The sequence below is a fragment of the Peribacillus sp. NPDC094092 genome, from assembly GCF_050279365.1.
Lineage (GTDB): Bacteria > Bacillota > Bacilli > Bacillales > DSM-1321 > Peribacillus.
Window position 1 is genome coordinate 1572054 of sequence record NZ_JBNNUC010000001.1, and the last position, 22184, is coordinate 1594237.

The 22184-nt window shown below is 42.6% G+C and carries 29 protein-coding genes; 6 read left to right on the forward strand and 23 right to left on the reverse strand.

Annotated elements, in window-relative coordinates; genetic code table 11:
• The first annotated feature begins 1 nt into the window (after position 1).
• The 3 genes from ACQKNS_RS07545 to ACQKNS_RS07555 all read left to right on the forward strand — a co-directional run bounded on the left by ACQKNS_RS07545 (position 2) and on the right by ACQKNS_RS07555 (position 1751).
• Positions 2-1054, forward strand: a complete 1053-nt coding sequence (locus tag ACQKNS_RS07545) for a ribonucleotide-diphosphate reductase subunit beta (protein WP_427641861.1) — start codon at positions 2-4, stop codon at positions 1052-1054.
• On the forward strand, positions 1026-1463 hold the full coding sequence (locus ACQKNS_RS07550; RefSeq protein WP_427641862.1) for a flavodoxin domain-containing protein: 438 nt from the start codon (positions 1026-1028) through the stop codon (positions 1461-1463). The genes ACQKNS_RS07545 and ACQKNS_RS07550 overlap by 29 nt, the downstream gene beginning before the upstream one ends.
• A 120-nt stretch (positions 1464-1583) precedes the next feature.
• Entirely contained in the window at positions 1584-1751 is a 168-nt protein-coding gene (locus ACQKNS_RS07555) for a hypothetical protein (RefSeq protein WP_427641863.1), read from the forward strand.
• A gap of 40 nt (positions 1752-1791) precedes the next feature.
• Here the strand turns inward: ACQKNS_RS07555 and ACQKNS_RS07560 are convergent, their stop codons facing one another.
• The 3 genes from ACQKNS_RS07560 to modB all read right to left on the reverse strand — a co-directional run bounded on the left by ACQKNS_RS07560 (position 1792) and on the right by modB (position 3445).
• A complete protein-coding gene (locus ACQKNS_RS07560) occupies positions 1792-1989 on the reverse strand; it encodes a cold-shock protein (protein ID WP_028393295.1) in 198 nt (65 codons plus the stop codon).
• A 198-nt stretch (positions 1990-2187) separates the two neighbouring features.
• Positions 2188-2679 carry a hypothetical protein gene (locus ACQKNS_RS07565; protein ID WP_427641864.1) on the reverse strand — a complete coding sequence of 164 codons (492 nt, stop codon included), beginning with the start codon at positions 2677-2679 and terminating at the stop codon, positions 2188-2190.
• A gap of 112 nt (positions 2680-2791) precedes the next feature.
• The gene (gene modB / locus ACQKNS_RS07570) at positions 2792-3445 is read right to left on the reverse strand and encodes a molybdate ABC transporter permease subunit (RefSeq protein WP_427641865.1); all 654 of its coding nucleotides are present in this window, start codon (positions 3443-3445) and stop codon (positions 2792-2794) included.
• Positions 3446-3692: 247 nt separating this feature from the next.
• Here modB and spx point away from each other — a divergent pair, with 247 nt between their 5' ends.
• Positions 3693-4088, forward strand: a complete 396-nt coding sequence (gene spx / locus ACQKNS_RS07575) for a transcriptional regulator Spx (RefSeq protein WP_034314875.1) — start codon at positions 3693-3695, stop codon at positions 4086-4088.
• Positions 4089-4142: 54 nt separating this feature from the next.
• Here the strand turns inward: spx and ACQKNS_RS07580 are convergent, their stop codons facing one another.
• From ACQKNS_RS07580 to ACQKNS_RS07600, 5 genes are all read right to left on the reverse strand, one after another.
• Positions 4143-5573 carry a HAMP domain-containing sensor histidine kinase gene (locus tag ACQKNS_RS07580; RefSeq protein WP_427642169.1) on the reverse strand — a complete coding sequence of 477 codons (1431 nt, stop codon included), beginning with the start codon at positions 5571-5573 and terminating at the stop codon, positions 4143-4145.
• The gene (locus ACQKNS_RS07585; RefSeq protein WP_427641866.1) at positions 5563-6252 is read right to left on the reverse strand and encodes a response regulator transcription factor; all 690 of its coding nucleotides are present in this window, start codon (positions 6250-6252) and stop codon (positions 5563-5565) included. The genes ACQKNS_RS07580 and ACQKNS_RS07585 overlap by 11 nt, the downstream gene beginning before the upstream one ends.
• 276 nt (positions 6253-6528) lie before the next feature.
• Entirely contained in the window at positions 6529-7455 is a 927-nt protein-coding gene (locus ACQKNS_RS07590) for a cation diffusion facilitator family transporter (RefSeq protein WP_427641867.1), read from the reverse strand.
• Between the two features lie 207 nt (positions 7456-7662).
• Complete coding sequence (locus ACQKNS_RS07595; RefSeq protein WP_377453511.1) at positions 7663-7797, reverse strand: hypothetical protein; 135 nt, start codon at positions 7795-7797, stop codon at positions 7663-7665.
• Between the two features lie 98 nt (positions 7798-7895).
• The gene (locus ACQKNS_RS07600) at positions 7896-8639 is read right to left on the reverse strand and encodes a metallophosphoesterase family protein (RefSeq protein WP_427641868.1); all 744 of its coding nucleotides are present in this window, start codon (positions 8637-8639) and stop codon (positions 7896-7898) included.
• A 217-nt stretch (positions 8640-8856) separates the two neighbouring features.
• On the opposite strand from ACQKNS_RS07600, the gene ACQKNS_RS07605 reads away from it, so the two are divergent.
• A complete protein-coding gene (locus ACQKNS_RS07605; RefSeq protein WP_427641869.1) occupies positions 8857-8988 on the forward strand; it encodes a YjcZ family sporulation protein in 132 nt (43 codons plus the stop codon).
• Positions 8989-9033: 45 nt separating this feature from the next.
• On the opposite strand, the gene ACQKNS_RS07610 is transcribed toward ACQKNS_RS07605, so the two are convergent.
• Together ACQKNS_RS07610 and ACQKNS_RS07615 are read right to left on the reverse strand one after the other, a co-directional pair.
• The gene (locus ACQKNS_RS07610) at positions 9034-9645 is read right to left on the reverse strand and encodes a DedA family protein (protein WP_427641870.1); all 612 of its coding nucleotides are present in this window, start codon (positions 9643-9645) and stop codon (positions 9034-9036) included.
• Positions 9646-9931: 286 nt separating this feature from the next.
• On the reverse strand, positions 9932-10897 hold the full coding sequence (locus ACQKNS_RS07615; protein ID WP_427641871.1) for an NAD(P)H-dependent flavin oxidoreductase: 966 nt from the start codon (positions 10895-10897) through the stop codon (positions 9932-9934).
• A gap of 80 nt (positions 10898-10977) precedes the next feature.
• On the opposite strand from ACQKNS_RS07615, the gene ACQKNS_RS07620 reads away from it, so the two are divergent.
• On the forward strand, positions 10978-11490 hold the full coding sequence (locus tag ACQKNS_RS07620; protein WP_076367452.1) for a gamma carbonic anhydrase family protein: 513 nt from the start codon (positions 10978-10980) through the stop codon (positions 11488-11490).
• A 74-nt stretch (positions 11491-11564) separates the two neighbouring features.
• On the opposite strand, the gene paaX is transcribed toward ACQKNS_RS07620, so the two are convergent.
• The 13 genes from paaX to ACQKNS_RS07685 form a co-directional block, all read right to left on the reverse strand.
• Positions 11565-12446 carry a phenylacetic acid degradation operon negative regulatory protein PaaX gene (gene paaX, locus ACQKNS_RS07625; protein ID WP_142244574.1) on the reverse strand — a complete coding sequence of 294 codons (882 nt, stop codon included), beginning with the start codon at positions 12444-12446 and terminating at the stop codon, positions 11565-11567.
• Positions 12447-12531: 85 nt separating this feature from the next.
• Positions 12532-13308, reverse strand: a complete 777-nt coding sequence (locus ACQKNS_RS07630; RefSeq protein WP_427641872.1) for an enoyl-CoA hydratase-related protein — start codon at positions 13306-13308, stop codon at positions 12532-12534.
• 65 nt (positions 13309-13373) lie between these two features.
• The gene (locus ACQKNS_RS07635) at positions 13374-14582 is read right to left on the reverse strand and encodes an acetyl-CoA C-acyltransferase (protein ID WP_427641873.1); all 1209 of its coding nucleotides are present in this window, start codon (positions 14580-14582) and stop codon (positions 13374-13376) included.
• Positions 14579-15451 (reverse strand): 3-hydroxyacyl-CoA dehydrogenase, encoded by an 873-nt coding sequence (locus ACQKNS_RS07640; RefSeq protein ID WP_427641874.1) that lies wholly within the window; start codon positions 15449-15451, stop codon positions 14579-14581. The genes ACQKNS_RS07635 and ACQKNS_RS07640 overlap by 4 nt, the downstream gene beginning before the upstream one ends.
• A 116-nt stretch (positions 15452-15567) precedes the next feature.
• Positions 15568-17088: an aldehyde dehydrogenase family protein gene (locus tag ACQKNS_RS07645; protein WP_427641875.1), complete on the reverse strand. Its 1521-nt coding sequence runs from the start codon at positions 17086-17088 to the stop codon at positions 15568-15570.
• A 23-nt stretch (positions 17089-17111) separates the two neighbouring features.
• On the reverse strand, positions 17112-17885 hold the full coding sequence (locus ACQKNS_RS07650; RefSeq protein WP_427641876.1) for an enoyl-CoA hydratase-related protein: 774 nt from the start codon (positions 17883-17885) through the stop codon (positions 17112-17114).
• Positions 17886-17895: 10 nt separating this feature from the next.
• Complete coding sequence (locus tag ACQKNS_RS07655; protein WP_427641877.1) at positions 17896-18672, reverse strand: enoyl-CoA hydratase/isomerase family protein; 777 nt, start codon at positions 18670-18672, stop codon at positions 17896-17898.
• Positions 18669-18974 carry an EthD family reductase gene (locus ACQKNS_RS07660; RefSeq protein ID WP_230302802.1) on the reverse strand — a complete coding sequence of 102 codons (306 nt, stop codon included), beginning with the start codon at positions 18972-18974 and terminating at the stop codon, positions 18669-18671. The genes ACQKNS_RS07655 and ACQKNS_RS07660 overlap by 4 nt, the downstream gene beginning before the upstream one ends.
• 20 nt (positions 18975-18994) lie before the next feature.
• A complete protein-coding gene (gene paaD, locus ACQKNS_RS07665) occupies positions 18995-19492 on the reverse strand; it encodes a 1,2-phenylacetyl-CoA epoxidase subunit PaaD (RefSeq protein ID WP_427641878.1) in 498 nt (165 codons plus the stop codon).
• Positions 19493-19516: 24 nt separating this feature from the next.
• Positions 19517-20317, reverse strand: a complete 801-nt coding sequence (paaC, locus tag ACQKNS_RS07670) for a 1,2-phenylacetyl-CoA epoxidase subunit PaaC (RefSeq protein WP_427641879.1) — start codon at positions 20315-20317, stop codon at positions 19517-19519.
• The gene (paaB, locus tag ACQKNS_RS07675; protein ID WP_076367474.1) at positions 20307-20666 is read right to left on the reverse strand and encodes a 1,2-phenylacetyl-CoA epoxidase subunit PaaB; all 360 of its coding nucleotides are present in this window, start codon (positions 20664-20666) and stop codon (positions 20307-20309) included. Before paaB ends, paaC begins: the two co-directional genes overlap by 11 nt.
• A 19-nt stretch (positions 20667-20685) precedes the next feature.
• Entirely contained in the window at positions 20686-21642 is a 957-nt protein-coding gene (gene paaA, locus ACQKNS_RS07680; protein WP_427641880.1) for a 1,2-phenylacetyl-CoA epoxidase subunit PaaA, read from the reverse strand.
• Between the two features lie 126 nt (positions 21643-21768).
• The gene (locus tag ACQKNS_RS07685) at positions 21769-22008 is read right to left on the reverse strand and encodes a ferredoxin (RefSeq protein ID WP_427641881.1); all 240 of its coding nucleotides are present in this window, start codon (positions 22006-22008) and stop codon (positions 21769-21771) included.
• Positions 22009-22184: the final 176 nt, after the last annotated feature.

Below are 22184 nucleotides of genomic sequence, written 5' to 3' on the forward strand. Positions count from 1 at the left end.
AATGACCAATCATATCAAAAAGATTCGGATGCTCGAGCCTACGCATCCAACCAAAGCAACCGGTGTTTTCAAAGGAGAAGCTTCAGGCTTCCTCCTTTGGAACGATATTCAGTATGAGAAATTCTATGATACCTATACACAGCTCATCAATAACTTTTGGAAGCCTTCGAGCGTGAACATGATCCAGGATAAAAAGCAGTGGGGCGAATTGGACGAAGATATTCAGGACGCTTTTCTCGATATCCTTACGATGATTGCTGGAATGGACAGTCTTCAAACGCCAACTTTAGTAGAAATCCTTCGGTACATCAAAGATCCGGCGGCAAAAGCCATCCTGGCCAACATGGCCCAGCAGGAATCGATCCATAATGAATCTTATTCCTATATCCTTGCTTCCTTGATTCCCGTAGGCAAGCAAAAACAGCTTTTCGACCGCATTAAAGAACACCCTGAAGTGATAAAGCGTAACCAACCGATCGTTGATGCTTATCAAACGTTCGTGGACGATCCCAGCCCTCAGCATTTATTCGAGGCACTGATCCATTCAACGAACCTTGAAGGGATATATTTCTATCTGGCATTCGCCTTTTATTATAATTTAGGAAGACAAAATTTAATGACTGGTTCAGCTACGATGATATCCTATATTCATCGCGATGAAATGGTCCATTTCGATTTCATTGGAATGCTCGTTCAAATCTTGATGTATGAATATCCTGAGTTAAATAATGAGGAAAACACGAAGTTCATCTATACTACGATTGAAAACGCAGTCGAACTCGAAAAAGAATGGTCTGAATATATGCTCGAAGATATCCAAACCAAAGCCGATCTCGATTTGGAAGAATTCAATGAGTACATCGAATATATCGCCAACAAACGATTACGAATGCTGGGCCTTGAAAATTTGTATAAAGAGTATGGCGAGAATCCGATGCCATGGATCAAAACGTTCGATGATGAATCGATCGGACTTACCAAAACCGATTTCTTCGAACAGAAGTCAAGGACATACAGTCAAGTAAATGCCAGCAATGGGTTCGATGAGCTGTAAAGTTGCCATTGTCTATCATTCTGCCGGCGGCAATACAAAAGCGCTTGCTGAAGCCCTCGCTTCCCTTTTACCTGATGCTGGACTATATCGAATGAATGAATTTGACTTACGTACATTGCCTGATTACGATGCTTTGATCATCGGCACCTATACATGGGGCAATGGGGAGCTTCCTGCTAAATCAGCAGCCTTTTATAAAGAACTGGAACAGTTGCCTATTGCTCATCTGAAAACGGGAGTCTTCGGCACTGGTGAAACCAACTATCATCATTTTTGTGGGGCCGTCGATCATTTCCGGGACATGTTATTTGCCAAGAGCCAGTTATTGGTGACATTGAAAATAGAACAGATGTATCAAGAATCGGACTTGCCCAGACTTCAAAAGTTCGCCTGGCTTTTCCAGGACTGATTGAAAGGGGATATGCGTTTTCACATATCCCCTTTCAGCGTTTTTTAAAAAACTTGCCTCCCCCTATCATGGCAGCGGTAAGCATGAAGTATAATGGAAGAAAAAAGGAGATAATATCCAATGACTGAAAATATAACCCAGTTCCTTCCTATCCTTTTTATGCTTGTGCTTGTCGGATTCGTTATATTCATCGTGTTTTCCCTGGCAGGGCATTTTAATCGTTCTAAACGGATTGAAGAAAAATTGGACAAAGTATTAAAGGGAATGGCCGAAAAAAAGGAAAAATAAAAAGACTCCAAAAATGGAGTCTTTTTTTATATGCGTTCAATTATTTTTGAACGTTAGCTGCTTGTGGTCCACGAGCGCCTTGCTCGATTTCGAAAGAAACTTCTTGGCCTTCTTCAAGCGTTTTGAAGCCTTCACCTTGGATAGCTGAGAAATGTACGAATACATCGTCTTGGCCTTCAACTTCGATGAAACCGAAACCTTTTTCTGCGTTAAACCATTTTACTTTACCTTGTACCATGATAGTTCCTCCTGTGTTTGGAAAAATCCATTTTATTACTATTTTTGGTTCTGGATAATGTTTCAAGAGGAATCCTATTACAGTAAATCCTTCTATCAAACTTATTCCGAACAAAAATAATTACTTATATTATATCATGGGAATTCCTAAAAAAACAAGATTATCGCAGTAAATCAACCGACAAATTATCCTAAAATTCTACATATTCCTCTTCTTGCTTTGTCGGAAGCCTTCGTCCAATAAGTAGCGCTCCGCCTCAACTGGACTCTCGAAACACTCCTCAAGGTTCGATCCTGAGTACACATTCCAAAGCAGGTCCTCCCTTTCAAGTGTAAGCTCTTGCTTTTCAGGGCCAATCCATGTCCCTTCCAACCTAGCGAACTCGTTTTCCCCTTCTTCGAATTCAACCGGAGGCTCAGATAGGTAATCGACGCTTTTCTGGATCAATTCTTTTAATTCCGCTTCATTATAGTCACGAATATTGATGAAACCTTTACGGTCAGTGTCTTTTTTTCTCATATGCCCTGCGTAAACGAATCCATTTCCATTGGGATGCAAGTGCTGAACGACAATCTTTTTCTCCTGGACGCTATCTGGATAATGAAAGTTCACACGGCCCAATGAAACATCTTTTCTCTGTAATTCCGGAAAAGTTTCAATGATGCTCAATTTTTCTTCAAATGTTAACAAATTTCTTCCTCATTTCATTAGTTCATATTGTTTGTCGATTATAACACAGACTGATTAGAAACAATAATCTCCTTTTCCATTATTATGTACTACGGAAATGGAGAAACAGCATTCATTTTATGTATGTCACGATAAAAAGCATAAGAAATGAAATGACAATGATTACGGCAACCCATAGCCAGGCTAATGTCATATTCCCGGAGTCCATGGCGATATAAATCGCAGTCGGTATGGTTTGTGTCTGTCCGGGAATGTTTCCGGCAAACATGAGTGTGGCTCCGAATTCCCCCAACGCACGAGCAGAACTCAAAATGGCACCTGTGACGATGGATTTTACCGCCAATGGAAGGGATACATTCAGGAACAACCTCCACTCGCCGGCCCCGTCAACCCTTGCCGCATTTTCTATTTCTTCATCTATACCTTCAAAGCCAGTTTTAGCGGATTGATACATAAGCGGAAACGCTACAACGGTAGATGCAATGACCGCCGCCCACCACGTGAACATCAAGGGCTGATCAAAAACCCTTTCAATGAATTGTCCCGGCACTCCACTCTTGCCAAAAATCACAATCAATAAAAACCCAACGACGGAAGGCGGCAAAACTAGCGGCAATAAAAATGCTGTTTCCAACAGGACCCTTCCCCTGAATTGCTTTTTAGCCATCATTCGCGCCAGGATAATTCCTAAAATGAAAACAAGGATACCCGAGAGTCCCGCTACTTGTATCGATAGCCTGACCGGTGACCAAAAATCCCCTGTCATGATACTATCCGCACATCACTGTTAAATAGCGGACTATAAAGGTCCTGGTTCGGCATCATACCCCAAACGGCTTCTTTTTCATTAAAGGCAGATTTCATTTCATATTCTCCCTTTCTTTTTTAAATAACATTTAAGTTTATTTTTCTTGACATCTTGCTGACACAAAGAAACGTTAAAGTAAGAGTATCACAAATATAAAAATAATTTCATTCCAATAAACTTGAAAACTTTGAAGGAGTCGATTTTAATGGTAACAATTTATACTACTCCAAGCAGTTTAGCCTGTCGTAAAGCAAAAGCTTGGCTTAAGAAGAACGAAATTTCCTTTAATGAACGCAACCTATATTCCCAGCCTCTTTCTATAGAAGAAATAAAAGAGATTTTACGTAAAACGGAAGGCGGGACAGATGAAATCATCTCAACCCGTTCCAAAAAATTCAAAAGCCTGAATATCGATATAAATAATACACCACTTAATGATCTTTGCAAGCTTATCCAAGATAACCCGGATTTACTTCGCCGGCCAATCATTTTCGACCATAAGAACTTGCATGCAGGATATAATGAAGAAGAAATGGGACGCTTCCTTCCAAGGAAGGTCCGTCATGTACAATTATGGCGTGCAATCAGCCAATTGGCTTAAAAGTTAGCATCAAGCATAATAAGAGGGTTGTCCATTACATCGGACAACCCTTTTTTATACCCGATCCGCCTTCTCTATGACAATCGTGAAGGTGGTGCCTTGTTCATCGCTATCCTTAAGCACTAAATCACCCTTTTGGGCTTTTGCGAGCATCTTACTGAATGGCAGTCCCAAACCTAAACCACGAACCTTCAACTTTTTGTTTTCACCACGATAAAATGGTTCGAATACAAATTGTTGTTCATGTTTTGGGATCCCCCGGCCACTGTCCAGTACATCAATGCAGATTCGCTCTTCATCCTTTTCATAAAGGTGAATCGCTATTTTCCCTTTGCCATCAAGTGCATGCCTGGCATTATTCAAAAGGTTTATGACGATTTGCTGCATCCGCAATGAATCAATTTGACCAAAGACCGGTTCATCAGGTACTTTTATCTCAAGAGCGAACGCTTGATCATCATCCTGGGTCACCTGCCAGCGATAGGCGATTTCCTTGATGAATATATTGATATTCTCTTTTTGCAGCCGAATTTTAAAAGCACCTGCAGATATAGCATTATAATTGAGTAAATCCTCTATCATACCTTGTAAACGTTGAGTTTCCTTTAAGGAAATATCGAGGAATTCCTTACTTTGCTCTCCCTTGACGACATCATCCTTAACCGCTTGTATCAGTCCGCTAATGGAAGTGACTGGCGTTTTCAAATCATGGGTTACACCTGCAAGCAATTCCGCCCGCAATTTCTCCATGACCTTCAATCGATTGGTCATTTCCTTAAATGATTCTATCAGTTCGTAAATTTCTTCTTCCTTGATTTCCTCTTCCTCTTTGAAATGGATATCGTAGTTGCCTTCACGAACCTGGACAGCGGCGTTAGCTACATCTTGGATGGGGCGTGAAATCTGCCTGGAAAGAAAATATATGACTCCCGTTCCCAGAATCAGCAGGCCTCCAATCATGATCGCCAATAATCCATGATCTTGGTTGATTTCCTTCAATGCCCCTTCTTCCTGTGCAATGACCACCCAGCCTCTCGTCTCATCATTAAACGTAATGGGGGATTTGACGACATATACTTTGTTGTCGGAAATCTTGACCTTCTGGATTAACTCCGTATTTTTCATGATGACGTCCGGGAGTTTATTTTCATCCGGATCTATATACAATTGTGGCATCGTATATATGATGGTGGCATCGGGATCCACGATATAGATGATTGGCTGTTGGTTCAGATGAAGGATTTTCTCCCTTTCCTCTACAATTTCCGAAAGGATCGGGCCAACGACAATCTGACCATTTTCCTTAATCGCCCGATCGGATGTTTCATCAGCTAAGTATTTAAGAAGGCTAAGCCTATATTCCAAAGCCGTTTTTTCCATCCACCATAAGGAAAAAACGGATAGTAAGATCAAACCGGAAATCAAGGTCAATACGTACCTCTTAGTCCAATAGCGTTGTAATGTGGTTCTTTTTTTAGTTTTCATAGACACTCAATTGATACCCCAATCCACGCAACGTTTTTATTTCCCCCTCGGTTACAGGCCATGCATCTATCGCCTTCCTGATCCGTTTGATCGCAAGGTCCACCGCACGGTCACTGCCGTCATAATCCATGCCCCACACTTGGTCGAGCAGCTGTTCTCTCGTGAAAATTTGATTAGGATGCTTAGCAAAAAAAACGAGCAGCGACAAATCACGCGGCGTCAAGTTTATCTCTTCCCCATTCAAATGCACCATATATGACAGATCATCGATGGTTAAACTCCCAAACTCATGTACATGGCCATCTTCCGCAACCGCCGATGAGGATCTTCTTAAAACGGCATGCACCCGGGCCACGACTTCTTCGGCAACGAAGGGTTTGGAGATGTAATCATCCGCACCTGACTTAAATCCCGATAATCTGTAATCGACTTCTGTCAGGGCAGTCAACATGATAACCGGACATGTATCGTTCTCCCGAATTTCCTTCAATATATCCCAGCCTTCCTTACCCGGCAGCATGACATCAAGCAGGACAAGGTCTGGCTTACTTTCTTCGAACACAGGAATGGCGTTTAGCCCATCGTAAACCTGGACTACATCAAAACCTTCCCGCTCCAAATATGCTTTCAATACCATCGATATGGCGATTTCATCTTCTACTACAAGAATTTTCTTCATTTATGGATTCCTCCTTCCTGAATTATAGTGGAATCATTTTGTATATGCTAACCATTGAAAACAACAAGCATTTTCCCTCAATCTTACCCTTTTTATGTGTCAGGATTATGTTCGCAGTACAATTAACCGAGGTTTTCACTTAGTAATGATGTGCAAAAGTGATCTCGATTCATTTTAACAGGAAAGCTTCTGCATGGTCGTATAAATCATACAGGAAAAAACTATGAATTTCTTATTAAACTTTTAAGAGGCTGGCTCTTACTGAGCCAGCCCTTTTCAATTACAAGTCTCGTGTGGATTGGGACAGCCCGCTTCCTGTCTTTCCACTTGGATCGTGCTATGTTCGATCCCAAACCGATCGTGAAGTAGTTTTTGCGCTTCTGCCAAAACTGAATCGTGATTACCGCTCGCATCTATGACAACATGGCAGCTCATTGTCAAAAAACCAGAAGTGATCGTCCAGATATGGAGATCATGGACATCGGATACACCGGCCAATCCCATCAAGGATTCTTTCACTTCATCCATATCAACTTGGTCCGGTGTGCCCTCCATCAAGATATGAAAAGAATCCCTCACTACCCTAAAACCGCTGATAATAATTAAAATCGCTACTATGACGCTCGCAATCGGATCTGCAATTCCCCAATCGAAAAAATAAATCAAGAGGGCGGCCGCAATGGCACCCACAGATCCAAGCATATCACCAATAACATGTAAAAAAGCACTCCGTACATTCAGATTGTCTTCCTTATCTCCGCTCATTAAAATCCAGGCCGCAATGATATTAACAAGTAAGCCGATGATCGAAATCATCAGCATTCCCAAGCTTTGCACCTCAGGGGGATCCAGGAACCTCTTTATTGCCTCTACGAAAATGAATACGGATATGACGATCAAGGTCAAACCATTCAAACAAGCAGCAATGATTTCAAACCGTTTATATCCAAACGATTTGGAAGATGTCGCTTTTCTTTCCCCTAACCTTATCGCTGTATAACTAAGTCCTAAAGCTGCCGCATCGCTAAGCATGTGACCCGCATCCGACAGTAAAGCCAGACTATTTGTCAAGAAACCACCAATGACCTCGACTATCATAAAAGTGGAGATTAATAAGAAAGAAGCCAACAATGCTTTTTTATTATTAGAATGGTGGTGGTGTCCGTGCCCATGATCATGGGCGTGACCATGATGATGTCCCATGCCATCCCTCCTCTCGGATTTTGAAACTTATATATAGTATGGGATAAATCCAGAATGGTTTCAAATGATTCATTTCCGGGATTAACTGGAAGAAAAAGGTGATGAAAACAAGCAGGACGAGAACTTGTGCGAAAAACCAGAAATCTGCCATCAACCATTCCAAATTAAAATAAACGCTACAGGCATTTCCTGCAGCGTTTTTCTCGTCTATCTATCCTCTTGCATCGTATCATCGACAATGGCATGCAAATCCTTATTAAACAATTCATCATTACAGACAAGGCTATGCCGTTCCATCTCTTCCTGCTCTTGACTTACCTGTTCCAGTTCCTTTTCCTTCATAACGTACCTCCAGCATCATGATGTTTGCCTATTATCGTATCCACAGGCATGTACCTTTATGCTCAACATTTTCCCATACTTCATCATTTATAAACGTATTAGGCCTGCTGCCCGCCATGGAAGGCACGTATAATGAATTCATGCTCTGGAACTTGTAAACTTTGATACGATAACAGGAACGATGTATTATCATAAGCGACTTTTTCAAGATTTACCTGTATACCGGTATTTTCAATCGTAACAATGGCATAAGGAGCAACCGGTTCACCATTGCAGCCAAGAGATCCAGGGTTCAGGAATATCGTTCGGTCATTTTTAAAGAGGTGGATAGGATGGTGATGCCCAAATCCGATTAAATCGTGATGCTGATCTTTAAAAAGCATTTCTAAATTATTTAAATTCGGTTCAACTATTTTACTAAATGGATTTTGGCTTATGTGCTCATCCAATTTCTTCGATTCCATGTGATAATGGGTGAAATAAACGGAGTGATCATTAATGATATGATGTATGGTTCGAGGCAATTTTTTCAATTCATTTATGAATTCCCCCTCCATCCTTTCAGCTATCCATTCATGATGCTCCTTTACATGAATATGACCGTCCGGATGCGGCTCCCCGTTAATGATTGCCAGGACAGCTTCATCATGATTTCCAGTTATCATCGATAAATCATTTCTTGAAAATAAAAGTTCAAGGACTTCATTTGTATCAGGGCCAATCCCGACCATATCTCCCAAACAATAGAGACGATCTATATCTTCCCTTTGATCAATATCCCTAAGAAAAGCTTTTAACGCTGAAGCATTTCCATGCACATCCGTTATAATGGCAACTTTCATGACTTAGTTCAGCTCCCTTCCCCCACAATCCACATGGTATATTATAACATTTAAAAGGAAATCAAAAAAATATTCGGGCTTATTTCCCCTCTATTGCCCATGCCCATTTTTTATGAATAAGCAAACACTTCGGCCTAGAATACATAGTATGAAGTATTCCCGGTAAAGATGTTTTGCTAGGTATGAAATTCATAATATGTATTGAGGAGGAAATCAAATGGGTGGAAATTGTAACGATTGTTGCGACGGCGGCTTTGGCGGTTTCGATAACGGATTTGCATTGCTGATCGTATTATTCATCTTGTTGATCATCATCGGATGCAGTTGGGGATTCGGCGGATGCTGCTAATAATGACATAAATCAAAAAGGCGCCTGATCAAGGCGCCTTCTTTGTTATGAATTGGCTTTCAGTCTTTGTCTTTGCTTTTGTTTTTGAGTCTTCATAATGAGCCAAATGATTATAAGTGCGATGGGGATAAGCAAGAAATTCGCATATTGTGAAAAGATGGCTCCTGCCTGTTCCCATCTAGGTCCTAACTTGTACCCTAGATAAACATAAACGCTTGTAACAGGAAGCATTGCCAAATAGGTATATAAAATGAATTTCCAAATGCTCATTTTCAATATTCCGCATGGCAGCGAAACGGCGGTGCGAATTCCTGGTACAAATCGTCCAAAGAAGGCAATCCCCCCCCCAAACCTTTCAAAGAATCGGTCAGCCTTATTCAACTGCTCATCTTTGACCAAAAAGTATTTCCCGAACTTTAAAACAAGCGGTCTCCCGCCATACTTGCCTAATGCATAAAGCGTCAATGGGCCCGTCACCCCACCAAACGAACCGGCAAGGATAGTCAAGTATAAATTCATATCACCTTGATAAACCCAGTATCCAGCCAGTGGCAAAACTATTTCAGCAGGAACGAATTCAAAAGTCAAAGCTAGCAACACACCGAAATAGGATAAAGATTTAAACGCTTCAATCATATCCATTATTAAAGTTTCCATAAAGCCTTCCCCTTTTCTAACTTTTATTACATATAAAGGAGTGCACCCTGATTGATTCTGGGCGCCCCTTGATTTCAAAAAGAACATTTTCCATTGTATCACAAGTTCAATCACATTTTTCCAAAATGTTATCCTAAAACAATGTATCGGGCCATTCACATAAGATTTCAGATTGCATGAAGGATGATCATATACTTCCAGATGGTCCAGAAATGAAAAAAACTTGAGGATGAATTGACCTCAAGCTTTCGATAGTTTACAAAGGAAAGATTGGCTCCCTCCGCCCTCAAATCATAAAAGGGGCAGAGAGCCTGCTCAATCCATCCTCCATTTGTTTTTTCGCATCTTTCATTATGCCATCAAGTAATTCCTTAACAGTGGGTATATCGTCAATCAATCCGGCAACCTGGCCGCTGTTCATGAATCCATTGTTAACATCCCCGTTCATCGCACCATTAATATGATGGACTTCAGAGGTCATTTCACGATAATTCACAGGAGACAGTCCCTGTTTTTCCAAATCCAGGACCTTCTCGGTATATGGGTCCTTCAATACTCTTCTGACCTGGCCAAATGTTCTGCCCAAAATTACCGTATCATTTCCCATCGCTTCGATTAGTTTCTGCTTATATGATGGATGGAACGGTGCTTCTTGTGTAGCGATCAGCCTGGTTCCTAATTGGACTCCTGAAGCCCCCAGCATCAATGCAGCGGCCAAGCCCTGTCCATTGCCTATTCCGCCAGCGGCCAAAACTGGAAGGGTCACATGCTTGCTGATTTGCGGAATGAGTGTAAAGGTCGTCATTTCCAGGTTCGAATTGATGCCGGCAGCCTCAAACCCTTCTGCGACCAACACATCAGCCCCAGCAGCTTGCGCTTTTTCGGCGTGCTTGACCGACGCAACGATGGCGATCACTTTTACATTCTTTTTTTGTAAAAGTGGAATGAAAGGGGCAGGATTTCCTGCTGATAAGGAAACTACAGGTATATCATGCTTCAGGACAAGATTCACTAACTCATCAGTATATGGACTAACGTTTATTGGAATGTTCAACGCAAAATTGTTATTGGTTTTATCTTTGGTTTCAAGAATGATGGCTTCTACCTGTTCAGGATTCATGGTACCGCACCCTATTGTCCCTAGTCCCCCTGCATTGGATACTGCAGCCGCAAGACTTGCATTGCTTATATTCCCCATGCCGCCTTGTATAATAGGATATTTTATCGCAAAAAGTTCACAAATATATTTCACTTTCATCCCTCCCTGTCAATTTAATGTTATACTATATTCATTAGAAAAACAATTCTGACTTTTTCAAAAGGGGCGAGACTATGATTATTCCGTATAATAATAAAAAACCATCCATTGATGATACTGTTTTCGTGGCACCTGGCGCTCATTTAATCGGTGATATTTCGATTGGGAAAGACTCTACCATTTGGTTTAATGCCGTATTGCGCGGTGATGAAGATTCAATTACAATAGGAGAAAAATGCAGTATACAAGATAACTCCACCATTCATTTATTTGAAGGGTGCCCAGTTGTCATTGAAGACGAAGTGACGGTTGGTCACAATGTTATCCTGCATGGTTGTAAAATCGGCAAACGATCCATTATTGGAATGGGTTCAACGATATTGGATAATGTAGAGATCGGCGAAGAATGCATCATCGGAGCGAACACATTGATTTCCTCTGGCAAAATCATACCTCCACGTTCACTTGTTATCGGTTCCCCGGGGAAAGTGGTTCGCAGATTGAATAATAAGGACCTTGAATTGATCCAACTTTCTATCGATACATATGTTCAAAAAGGGAAAGACTTCAAAGGGATACTTGATTAATTATTGCTGAACGAAAATGATAATGTGAAAAGAGCTTCTGCAAGTCGTCATTGGCGACTGGCTGAAGCTCTTTTTCACTTAATGATAAGTGGATGATCCTTGGCATCATAGGTTTCGTCTTTCCGGCATAAATCATTGTTTTCCTGAAATACGCTTTCAAAGAAACGGCTTGCTGGTTCAGCCAAGACTTGATAATACTGGCTAAACAAAAGAGCAGCATGATTCCCGTTCCACTTTGAAGGCAGAAGTTCCTTTGGCAGGCCAGGATCGATAAATAAAAATTTCCGGTATTCATGCACCAAGTTCGTTCGTTCCACAAAACAATCGGCATCGGACATTTCGCCCCTGTTAATGATGCTTTGATGAACGATGAATTGTTTGCTGTATTTCTCGATGAATTCTTCATATTTATTTTCAATCTCTTCCAAATGCCAGCTTTTCTCTACAAGCGATTGGTTTTCTTTCGGACCTTTGTACTCAGAAATGAAAAAATCAACATATTCTTTAATGTCATATTTCTCGATCAAACGATTGATCTGTTTCTCCAAATCATTAGGGGAAATCCAGCAACCACTTGAAAAACTGCCAAACCCGCTCCATAATAATTCTTTACGGAGATCATCCCGTAATTGCCGCTTATCTTCAGGGATCGTGTACATTAAGATACGCCATTTACCGTCCCATTCATTCGGTTTCATCTTATATATGCGATTGGCCGCTTCATCCATTCTCTGTACACCACGATCAGTCAAAAAGTAATAGCTTTTATTTCCCTGCTTCTCTGACTGAATCCATCCTTGCTTGACCATTCGCGAAACGGCTACACGTACGCCCTGCTCATTATGACCGAACTCCTTCAATAAGCGAATTAAACTGCCTATCCAGATTTTATTTCCATAGTTACGGATATAATCGCCGTATATCGTAAAAATCATGGATTGAGTGTTAGTACCTATCTTTCTCACCTCGCCCTTACATTGTTACTATTTTCACACGGAAGACATAATAATTATTATATCTTTTTTAAACGAAAGCGCAATATTATTCACCAGTAAATCGGGCTTTTCTCCGTTCACTAAATGCCTGGAGCGCTTCCACTCTGTCCTGAGTCGGGATGGTCAATTCATAGGCCTTTCCCTCTATGGCCATTCCGGTTTGCAAGTCCGTATTCATTCCTTGGTCAATCGCATATTTGGCTTGTTTAATGGCAATCGGCCCATTTTTCATGATATTTGCTGCCAATTCCTCACAGGCTGACATAAGTTGATCCCATGGCACGACCCTCAAAAGAATCCCTAATTGACATGCCTCTTCTGCAGTCAGTTTTTTAGCGGTGAAAATCAATTCCTTCGCTTTCATTTCCCCAATCAACCTCGGCAGCCGCTGTGTACCGCCTGCCCCAGGAATAATGGCCCAGCTAGTTTCAGTGAGCCCCAAAGAAACACCTTCGGCAGCAATTGCAAAGTCACATGAAAGCAGCCATTCAAATCCTCCCCCCAATGCATATCCATTGACGGCAGCTATCGTTGGCTGCGGCAGCCCTGCGATACTATTAAAAACATCGCGAATCGCTTTAACGTTCCTTCTTACTTCCGCAACACTCAAAGACTTCCTTTCTTTCAAATCCGCGCCCGCACTGAAGGCCTTTTCCCCTGCACCAGTGAAGATGACCACACGGATATCGCCGTCATAATAAACTGCATCGATGACTTCCTGCAGTTCACAAAGTGTCTCATAGTCGAAGCAGTTCAATACGTCGGGCCGATTCACTGTTACATAGGCGATTTGATTTATCACTTTATATATAACCTTGGACATGAGTCTCCTCCCCTTTTAAAAAATGATCCTTATACAGGTAAAACTGATATGGGCCCACCCCATCTTCAATCTTTTTCAATATTTTCGATAATGGCGGAAATGCCTTGGCCAACACCTACACACATGGTCGCAAGACCATAGCGGACATTCCGCTTTTTCATTTCGTGTACGAGCGTTGTTAAAATACGCGCCCCGCTTGCACCGAGCGGATGGCCAAACGCTATTGCCCCGCCGTTGACATTCACTTTCTCCTGATCCAAATTCAATTGCCGGATGCACTCCAAGGATTGGGAAGCGAATGCTTCATTCAATTCCACCAGCCCGATGTCTTCAATCGTCAAGTTTGCCCTCTCCAATGCTTTTTTGGTGGCATGAATCGGGCCAAGGCCCATAATAGACGGTTCTAATCCCGCTACCGCCCCAACAACATATTTGGCCAGGGGTTTCAATCCAAGCTCCCTTGCTTTTTCTGCACTCATCAAAAGTAATGCCGAGGCTCCATCATTTACGCCTGAAGCATTACCGGCCGTTATAGTGCCGTCCTTAAAGATTGGTTTGAGTTTTTCCAACTTTTCGATGGTCGTGTCAGGACGAGGGTGTTCATCTTTCTCCACAATGACTTCATTCCCTTTACGATCCGTATATCGAACGGGTACGATTTCATTAATGAAACGCTCATTTTCCACAGCTTTTTTCGCTTTTTGCTGGCTTTGATACGCGAATTGATCTTGGTCCTCCCTTGAAACCGAAAAACGCCGGGCGACGTTTTCAGCCGTTTGAGGCATCGAATCCGTGCCATACATTTCTTTAAGTTTCTCATTCGTGAAGCGCCATCCGATCGTAGTATCCTGAAGCTCCATTGACCCCCGCGGAAATTCACTCTCAGGTTTGGCCATGACATACGGCGCCCTTGTCATGCTTTCGGTACCGCCTGCGATATAAATATCGCCTTCTCCTACAGCAATGGAGCGTGCAGCATACATGACGGCATCCAGCCCGGATCCACACAAACGATTTATTGTCGTTCCAGCCACATTTACTGGAAGACCAGCTAAGAGGGCGGACATCCTGGCCACATCGCGATTATCCTCTCCTGCTTGATTTGCATTCCCGAAGATGACATCTTCAATTTGATCTTGCGGCAGTTCTGGATTGCGATCGGTCAGCGCCTTGATTACAATTGCACCGAGGTCATCCGGTCGAACGCTTTTCAAAGCTCCTTTATATTTTCCGATCGGTGTTCTCACGGCATCAATAATCACAACATCCTTCATTTCTTCACCAGCTCGCCATCTTTTGTATAATCATACACACCCTTACCTGTCTTACGGCCGAGCCTTCCAGCTTTAACATACTGTTCAAGAAGAGGGGCCGGGCGATATTTCTCACCAAGTTTACTATGTAAATATTTTAAATTATTCAAACGGGCATCCAATCCCACCAAATCACCTAGCTCGAATGGCCCCATTGGGTAATTCAGCCCTAACTTTATTGCCTTATCGATTTCTTCCGGTGTACCTAAACCTTCTTGAAGCATAAAGAACGCTTCATTCCCAACCAAACAGCTGATCCTGCTGGTTACAAACCCAGGGAATTCATTTATGACCACGGTTTCTTTTCCCATCTTTCCGGCTACCTCTTTTATTATGGCTGCCGTTTCATCACTGGTTTCAAGACCACGTACAATTTCAACGAGCGGCATCTTTTGTACAGGATTGAAAAAATGCATGGCAATCGTTTTTTCAGGACGCTTTCCATAAGAACCAATTTCTGTCGGGCTCATCGTGGAAGTATTGGTTGCAAAGTAACAATCTTCTTTTGCATGGACTTCAATCGTTTCGAAGACTGCCCTCTTAATTTCCGCCTTTTCCGGAACTGCCTCTATGATCAAGTCGGCATATGCTGCTGATTCTTCTAAATTGGAAGAATAGGAAAATCTGCTTTTCGCAGCTGCCGCTTCTTCCTGGGTGATTTTTTGGTAGCGTACACCCTTCTCAAAAATTTCATCGATTTCTTTTCTTGCACTTTCCAAAGCCTCCTGATTCACATCCACCAGTACTACATTAAAGCCTCCTGTTGCACCTACATAGGCTATTCCCCTGCCCATGACACCAGATCCGACAATCACTAGATTTCTAACCATTCGTTCATTCCTCCTTCAAAAATAAATAGGGCTGGCTACGATGAATCAGATCAGCATTCATCCATTCCTGAATTACTTTTCCGACATACCGATCAGCCAGCCACCTATTTTATGTTTTATTGAATTCCAAAGGGATTTAAGGGACGGCTGCCATGATAGGAAATGATGCTTTTCGTTTCTGTATAAAGATCTAGTGTCTCAATACAAAGTTCCCGGCCGAATCCTGATTGTTTATATCCTCCGAAAGGCGTTCCAGGAAATGCGGAGAATGGGCAATTCACCATGACGATTCCCGCTTCTATTTGATTGGCCACTCTAGTCGCACGTCCGCCATCTTTTGTCCAAAGGGCTGAACCCAAACCGAATTCCGTATCATTTGCGAGTCTCACGGCTTCTTTTTCATCTTTGAATTTCATTATGACAACGACCGGCCCGAATATTTCCTCTTTCACTACATCCATTTCATGATTGACATTCGCTATGACCGTGGGCTCATACCAATAACCTTTTTCGAATCCTTCAATGACAGCTGGCTTTCCTCCTGTCAGGATTTTCGCTCCGTCAGTAATGGCAGATTGCACATAATTGTCGATGACATCCAATTGCCCTTGATCTATGACTGCACCGACGTGTGTTTCTTTGTCGAGTGGATTGCCCAATTTCAATTTTTTCGTTTTTTCCACGAATCTGGCAACGAATTCATCGTATATGTCTTCATGTACGTATAAACGAGATCTAGCTTCGCAAGATTGTCCAGTATTGTAGAATATGCCATATAATGATCCATCGATAGCTGCTTCAAGGTCCGCATCTTCAAAGACAATATTAGGGGACTTCCCGCCGAGCTCCAATGTCACCCTTTTTAATGTTTGTGAAGCTTTGCCCATGAGGTCCCTGCCGATTGGCGTAGAACCCGTGAAGGCGACCTTATTCACTTTCGGATGCTCGACAAGGTAATTCCCTACGTCCGATCCAGGACCTGGAATGATATTGACCACGCCGGAAGGAACACCAGCTTCTAAACAGATTTCCCCTAATACGATTGCCGTCAATGGCGTTAACGAAGCTGGCTTAACAATGACCGAACAGCCAACTGCAATTGCAGGCGCAATTTTCCACGCTGCCATCATCATAGGGTAATTCCAAGGGATGATTTGAGCACAGACACCTACTGGCTCTTTTTCCGTATAGTTATGGAATTGACCAGGTACATTATTGACAGATCCGCGGTGTGCAACTAAGGCGCCTGCATAAAACTCGAAATCTTCAATTGCCTGCATGACTTGGCCTTGCGCTGCAGAAATGGATTTGCCGCTGTTCAGAACTTCCAATTCAACCAATTCATTAAAGCGTGAACGCATGATTGCTGCAATTTTGTTCAATACACGAGAACGTTTATTAATCGGAGTCCTCTTCCATTTCCCATTATCAAATGCATCACGTGCAGCTTGAACGGCTTTTTCCGCATCTTCCTTTGTTGCCTTTGCTACCTTTGCAATGATTTCACCAGTTGCAGGATTGTACGCATCAATCGTGGAACCATCAGAGCTTTCCACTCTTTCTCCATTAATGATCAGATGATAATAATCACGCTTCATTTCCGCTTTTTCAAATGCCGCCTCTTGAACTCTTACCATGTAATCCCACTCCCTTTTCTCTATTACTTGCCTATGAATTGAGCCTTCCTTTTTTCAATGAATGCCGCCACACCTTCTGCATAATCCTTCGTTAAGCCAGCAATTCGCTGACCCTCCGCTTCTTCTTTTAAGTATTCTTCCAATGAAAGGTGATAGGACGCCTCTAAGTATCTTTTAATTAACCCGATTGCTTTCGTTGGCTTGTTCGCGATATTCTCTGCAAAGGCTTTCAATTGCTCGTTCCATTCTTCCACACCGATCACTTTTGTAGCGAGCCCGATATTTTTCGCCTCGCTAGCCGTAACCTTTTCCCCCAATAAAGATAATTCCAAGGCTTTCGCATGACCAACGATCCGCGAAAGGTAATATAGATTCCCCGAATCAGGTATCAATCCGATATTGACAAAAGCATTTACAAAACTGGCTTCTTCAGAAACAAGCCGGAAATCGCATGCCAGTGCCAGGCTGAAGCCAGCACCTGCAGCCACCCCATTGACTGCTGCAATGATCGGTTTTTCACAGTTTGCTATTTGCTCCATCATCGGACCGTAGTCTTCGCGCAGTATCTGGCCTAAATTCACGCCCTCATCAACATCCGATAAATCCTGTCCTGAACAAAAGGCCCTGCCTTCCCCTGTAATGACAATGGCCCGCACTTCATCTGATCCCGCAGATATTTTGATCGCTTTCTGTATTTCCTTATTCATTTGGGACGTAAAGGCATTAAGTTTATCGGGACGGTTCAAAGTAAGCCAAGCCACTCCATTTCCAACCCCATATTTGATCGTTTCGTACATAGAGCACCCCTTATCCGCCTGTAAATTTCGGCTCCCTTTTTTCAACAAATGCTTTCATTCCTTCTTTTTGGTCCTCTGATGCAAAGAGAATATAGAAGTTCTTACGTTCAAATTGCATGCCCTCATTTAAGGGATAATCAACCGCCTTATTGACGGATTCTTTGATCAGCCTTACTGCTAACGGGGGTTGCTTCGCTATCTTTCTTGCAAAATCAACCGTTTCCTCCATTAACAATTCAGGTGCCACGATCTTATTAATGAAACCATATTGCAGGGCTGTCTTTGCCTTTATCCTTTCAGCCGTCAGCATCCATTCAAGTGCCTTTGTCTTGCCTACCAATTTCGTCAACCTTTGGGTTCCACCTGCACCAGGCATGACCCCTAGTGTCACTTCCGGAAAGGAAAACTGGGTATCGCTGGCGGCAATCAGGAAATCGCAGGATAAAGCAAGTTCGAAACCGCCGCCGAATACAAAACTTTTTACCGCACCAATCACAGGCTTCTTGACCAGGCTTATTCGGTCCCAATCGGCAAATTGGTTCGTTAGCTCCATACTGATTGGATTGTCGTTCACCATCTCGTCAATATCAGCACCAGCGGAAAATGCTTTTCCATTGCCCGAAAACAGGATCACCTTCACTCGTGGATCCCGGTCGAATTCTTCCATGCTTGAAACTATTTCCCTCACCATTTTCCTGTTAAGGGCATTCAGTTGCTTCGGACGATTTAAGGAGATATAACCAATGCCTTCCGCGATTGACGTTTCAATGAATTGAAGCGCATTCATTTTATTTCTTCGCCGATCATCATCGTTACAAGTTTCCCTGCGAAGCCCATTAGGTCCTTCCCTGATGCCTTTCCTTCCGGCGAACGCATTCCTTGCTGCAATGCTTCGTGGTCTTCATAATACATTTCACAGAGAATGTAATACTCGGAGTCTTTGCCCATTGGGGTCCCTACAATTTTAGTGACCTCCATTTTTTGAAGACCTGGAATTTTTTCCGTTATCGGACCATGTACATTGAAATAGTGCTCATCGAATTCTTCCTTGTTTTCAGGTTGTTTGTATAGGGCGATTAACTTTACCATTTTATAGATCCTCCAATATATTAAATTATTTTTATCATCGGTTTCATCGCTTCGAACGGATTTTTACATGATTTACAATATAAAATGCTGCGGCAGGCCGTTGGGCCGAAAATATTTTCCATCGTGACATATGTCGATTCACAATATGGGCAATCCACATGCCATGATCCATCACTTTTCATTTGTCGAGGAGGAGGGGCGATTCCGAAAACCTTTAATCCTGCTTTCCCTTTTTCCGTAATTCGATCGGATGTCCACGAAGGGGAACGTAAAAATTCCACATTTACGTTTCTTACGGCAGGCAGCTTTCGAAGGGCTGTTTCCACATTTTTTTGGATGATCGACAATGCCGGGCACCCCAGAAAAGTTGGCAGCATTTTTACCGAAACGTCCTGGCCCGAAATCGTCACGTCTTCAACCATCCCCAAATCCAGGATACTTACTGTATCGATTTCGGGATCTTTAACGTCTTCCAGGAGCTTATAAATTTCTTCTGTGTTTAACTGTATGGTCGACATGGTACCCCTCCCCTTTCCATTGATTCACCATGAAGCTGCTTTATCGGTTGCGTACACTTCACTTAGCGTTTCTAGCGCCTTTTCCAAATCTTCCGTATGCTGGCCATTACGACCATCACCTCTTGCCATGCCTATCTCAATGGTTGTTGCTAAACCTACACTTTCAAAAATTGGCGTGATTGCCTCGATCCATTTTTTCTGTAAGTCAGCTTCACCTTCTATCAAGCCAAGCTCCACCATTTCCTCTCCATATTGCCCAAGTGAAAATACACCGGCAAAATCCGGCATCGTTTTCCCAATCGCCGCTTTCATTCTCGAAACCGCTTCCAAATGGCCAGATCCCAGCAATTGGACGAACCATGTTTTCCAGTGCATCAAATGATAGTAAAGTTCCATCTGTACCTTTTGTGCCACTTCAGCAAGCGGTTCATATGAACATGAATGAAGGGATTGAACCTTAATCGCTTTGGCTTGGGTATAAAAATAATTCCGCACCACCGCAAACGCCCAATCATATTCCGGATCTTTCATATAGTAACCAGGACCATTGACCAATTCGAGAATGATCGCATTGCGCCGTTCCTTTGCGGGACGGTCGTGAGCCAATTTATCTGCATCGCCTTCACCGAGTTCATCCAGCAATTTATAATAAATGGCTGCATGCCCCATCGTGTCTTGGGATATCGAAGCGGATGCAACATCTTCTTCGATATGCGGTGCGAGGCCAAGCCATTCTGCACCACGGTATGAATGGATGAAGTCATCGTCCGCCAGTTGAAGCAGCAATTCCTTGATTGCCATGTCCTTCAATGATTCATTCTTCATTTTTTACACCTCCAGCCCAAGACATTATCTCTTTTTCATCAAGCATTCCTTGCTCATACTTCCGCCATTTTTTCTTTAAATACCCGTACCCTTTTGTGGTCCTGTAATCTTTATTATCAATACGTTGAAGCGTTTTCTTTTCCTCGACCGTCATTTTCCGTATATTCTGCCTTTTAACTACCCAGATATCATCAACCGCTTCACGTCTCATGAAGTTTTCTTGTGCCATCATGATGGCGATATCCTCATTTGGTGCCAGCAGGCTGAAGTGGTATTGAACGGGTGATGATTGCGTTTTACGGCTGAATACTTCAAATTCTTCAAAGTAATTTCCTTGTCTAGTTTCCATATCGTCCTTCCCCCCTCCATTAGATGACCTTTGGCGCCAGCGCCTCACGTACCCATTTATTATTTTCATAGGAAATTCTCCGAAGGCTTAAGCGATCCTGCGAACGGGGGCCTTCATTCCTTGCGAGCACCTTCAATTTCCCCCAATCGGGTTGTTTGTAAATCCAGGTTTCGGAGGCTTTATCAAACCTAAGCGTTTCATCGGGAATGCTAAAACCGAGTGAAAGGATCCGCTTCACATATTTAGAAAAAAAGGCTTGTCGAAGCTCTTCATTCGTACTTGTTCTGATTCTGTACTTAATCGTTATATCCTGTTTGGATGTGCCCACTTCATTCTTGCTGGGAGGTCCAAAGAAAAGTAATAAGGATTCCCACCAATAATCGATGGAGTCTTGAACCAATTTCCTTTGTTCTTCCGTCCCTTCAGCCAAAGCCATGATGATCGCTTCACCATGTTGGGCGTGAAAAACTTCTTCCGCGCAAATCCTTTGTAGTGCCCGGGCATAAGGTCCGTATGAGGCGCCAAGCATGTTCGTCTGTGAAATGATGGCTGCACCATCAACCAGCCATCCAATCAATCCGGCATCGCCCCAGGATTTGGCTTCCATATGGAAAACATTATGAAACTTTAAATCTCCTTTAAACAAATCTTGCATGAGGTCATCCCGTTTTTTTCCGTACGGCTTTAGCAAATCCTCGGCTACCCGAAGCAATAATTGCCCATGCCCCATTTCATCCTGCACCTTTGCCATGATTCCAAGTTTTCTATTTAATGTCGGGGCTTTAGGCACCCATTCCTTTTCTGGAAGCGCCCCCATGATTTCACTGATCCCATGCATCGATATTAACTTGATTAAAGTGCCCCGGTATTCTTCCGGCATCCAATCATCCGCTTCTATCTTTTCCCCTGCTTCGATTCTGGCAATGAATTGATTTAGCTTTTCTTCTCCTGCCATATCATTTAGAAGAACGTTCATCCAAATCACCTCTATTTATAATATAACGTTTATATAACGTTATTATATTTTATTGTTATATTCAATGCAAGACTATTCTGTCTTTTTTATGATAAAAGGAATTTACTAGTGGATTCCACAACTCTTTTAATCCACTAAAACCTTAAAGGGCGAGGTTTCCACTTTAATTGAATCTGTTGGGCAGCCTTCCAGTGCATCATCCAGATCATCAAATAAATCCTCCGTGACCTCTGCAGTTCCTTCATTTTCATCCAGGATGACAAATGCCATCCCCTCATCATTGTAATCAAAGATTTCCGGGGCAGCGGCACCGCATGCACCGCATGCAATGCAAGTTTCTTGATCAACAACTGTATATTTAGCCAAGATGCCCTCCTCCTTTCTATTTCATGATAGGTTCCAGCTCCGCTTCCATAGATAAACCCATGGTTAACCACTAATGCATCCGCTTTATGTATCGCGTTTTCGCACCACTTGTTCGAGTTCTTTTGCTTCCCGTATTTCAATCGGTACATAAGCAGCCATAATGAACGTCAATCATG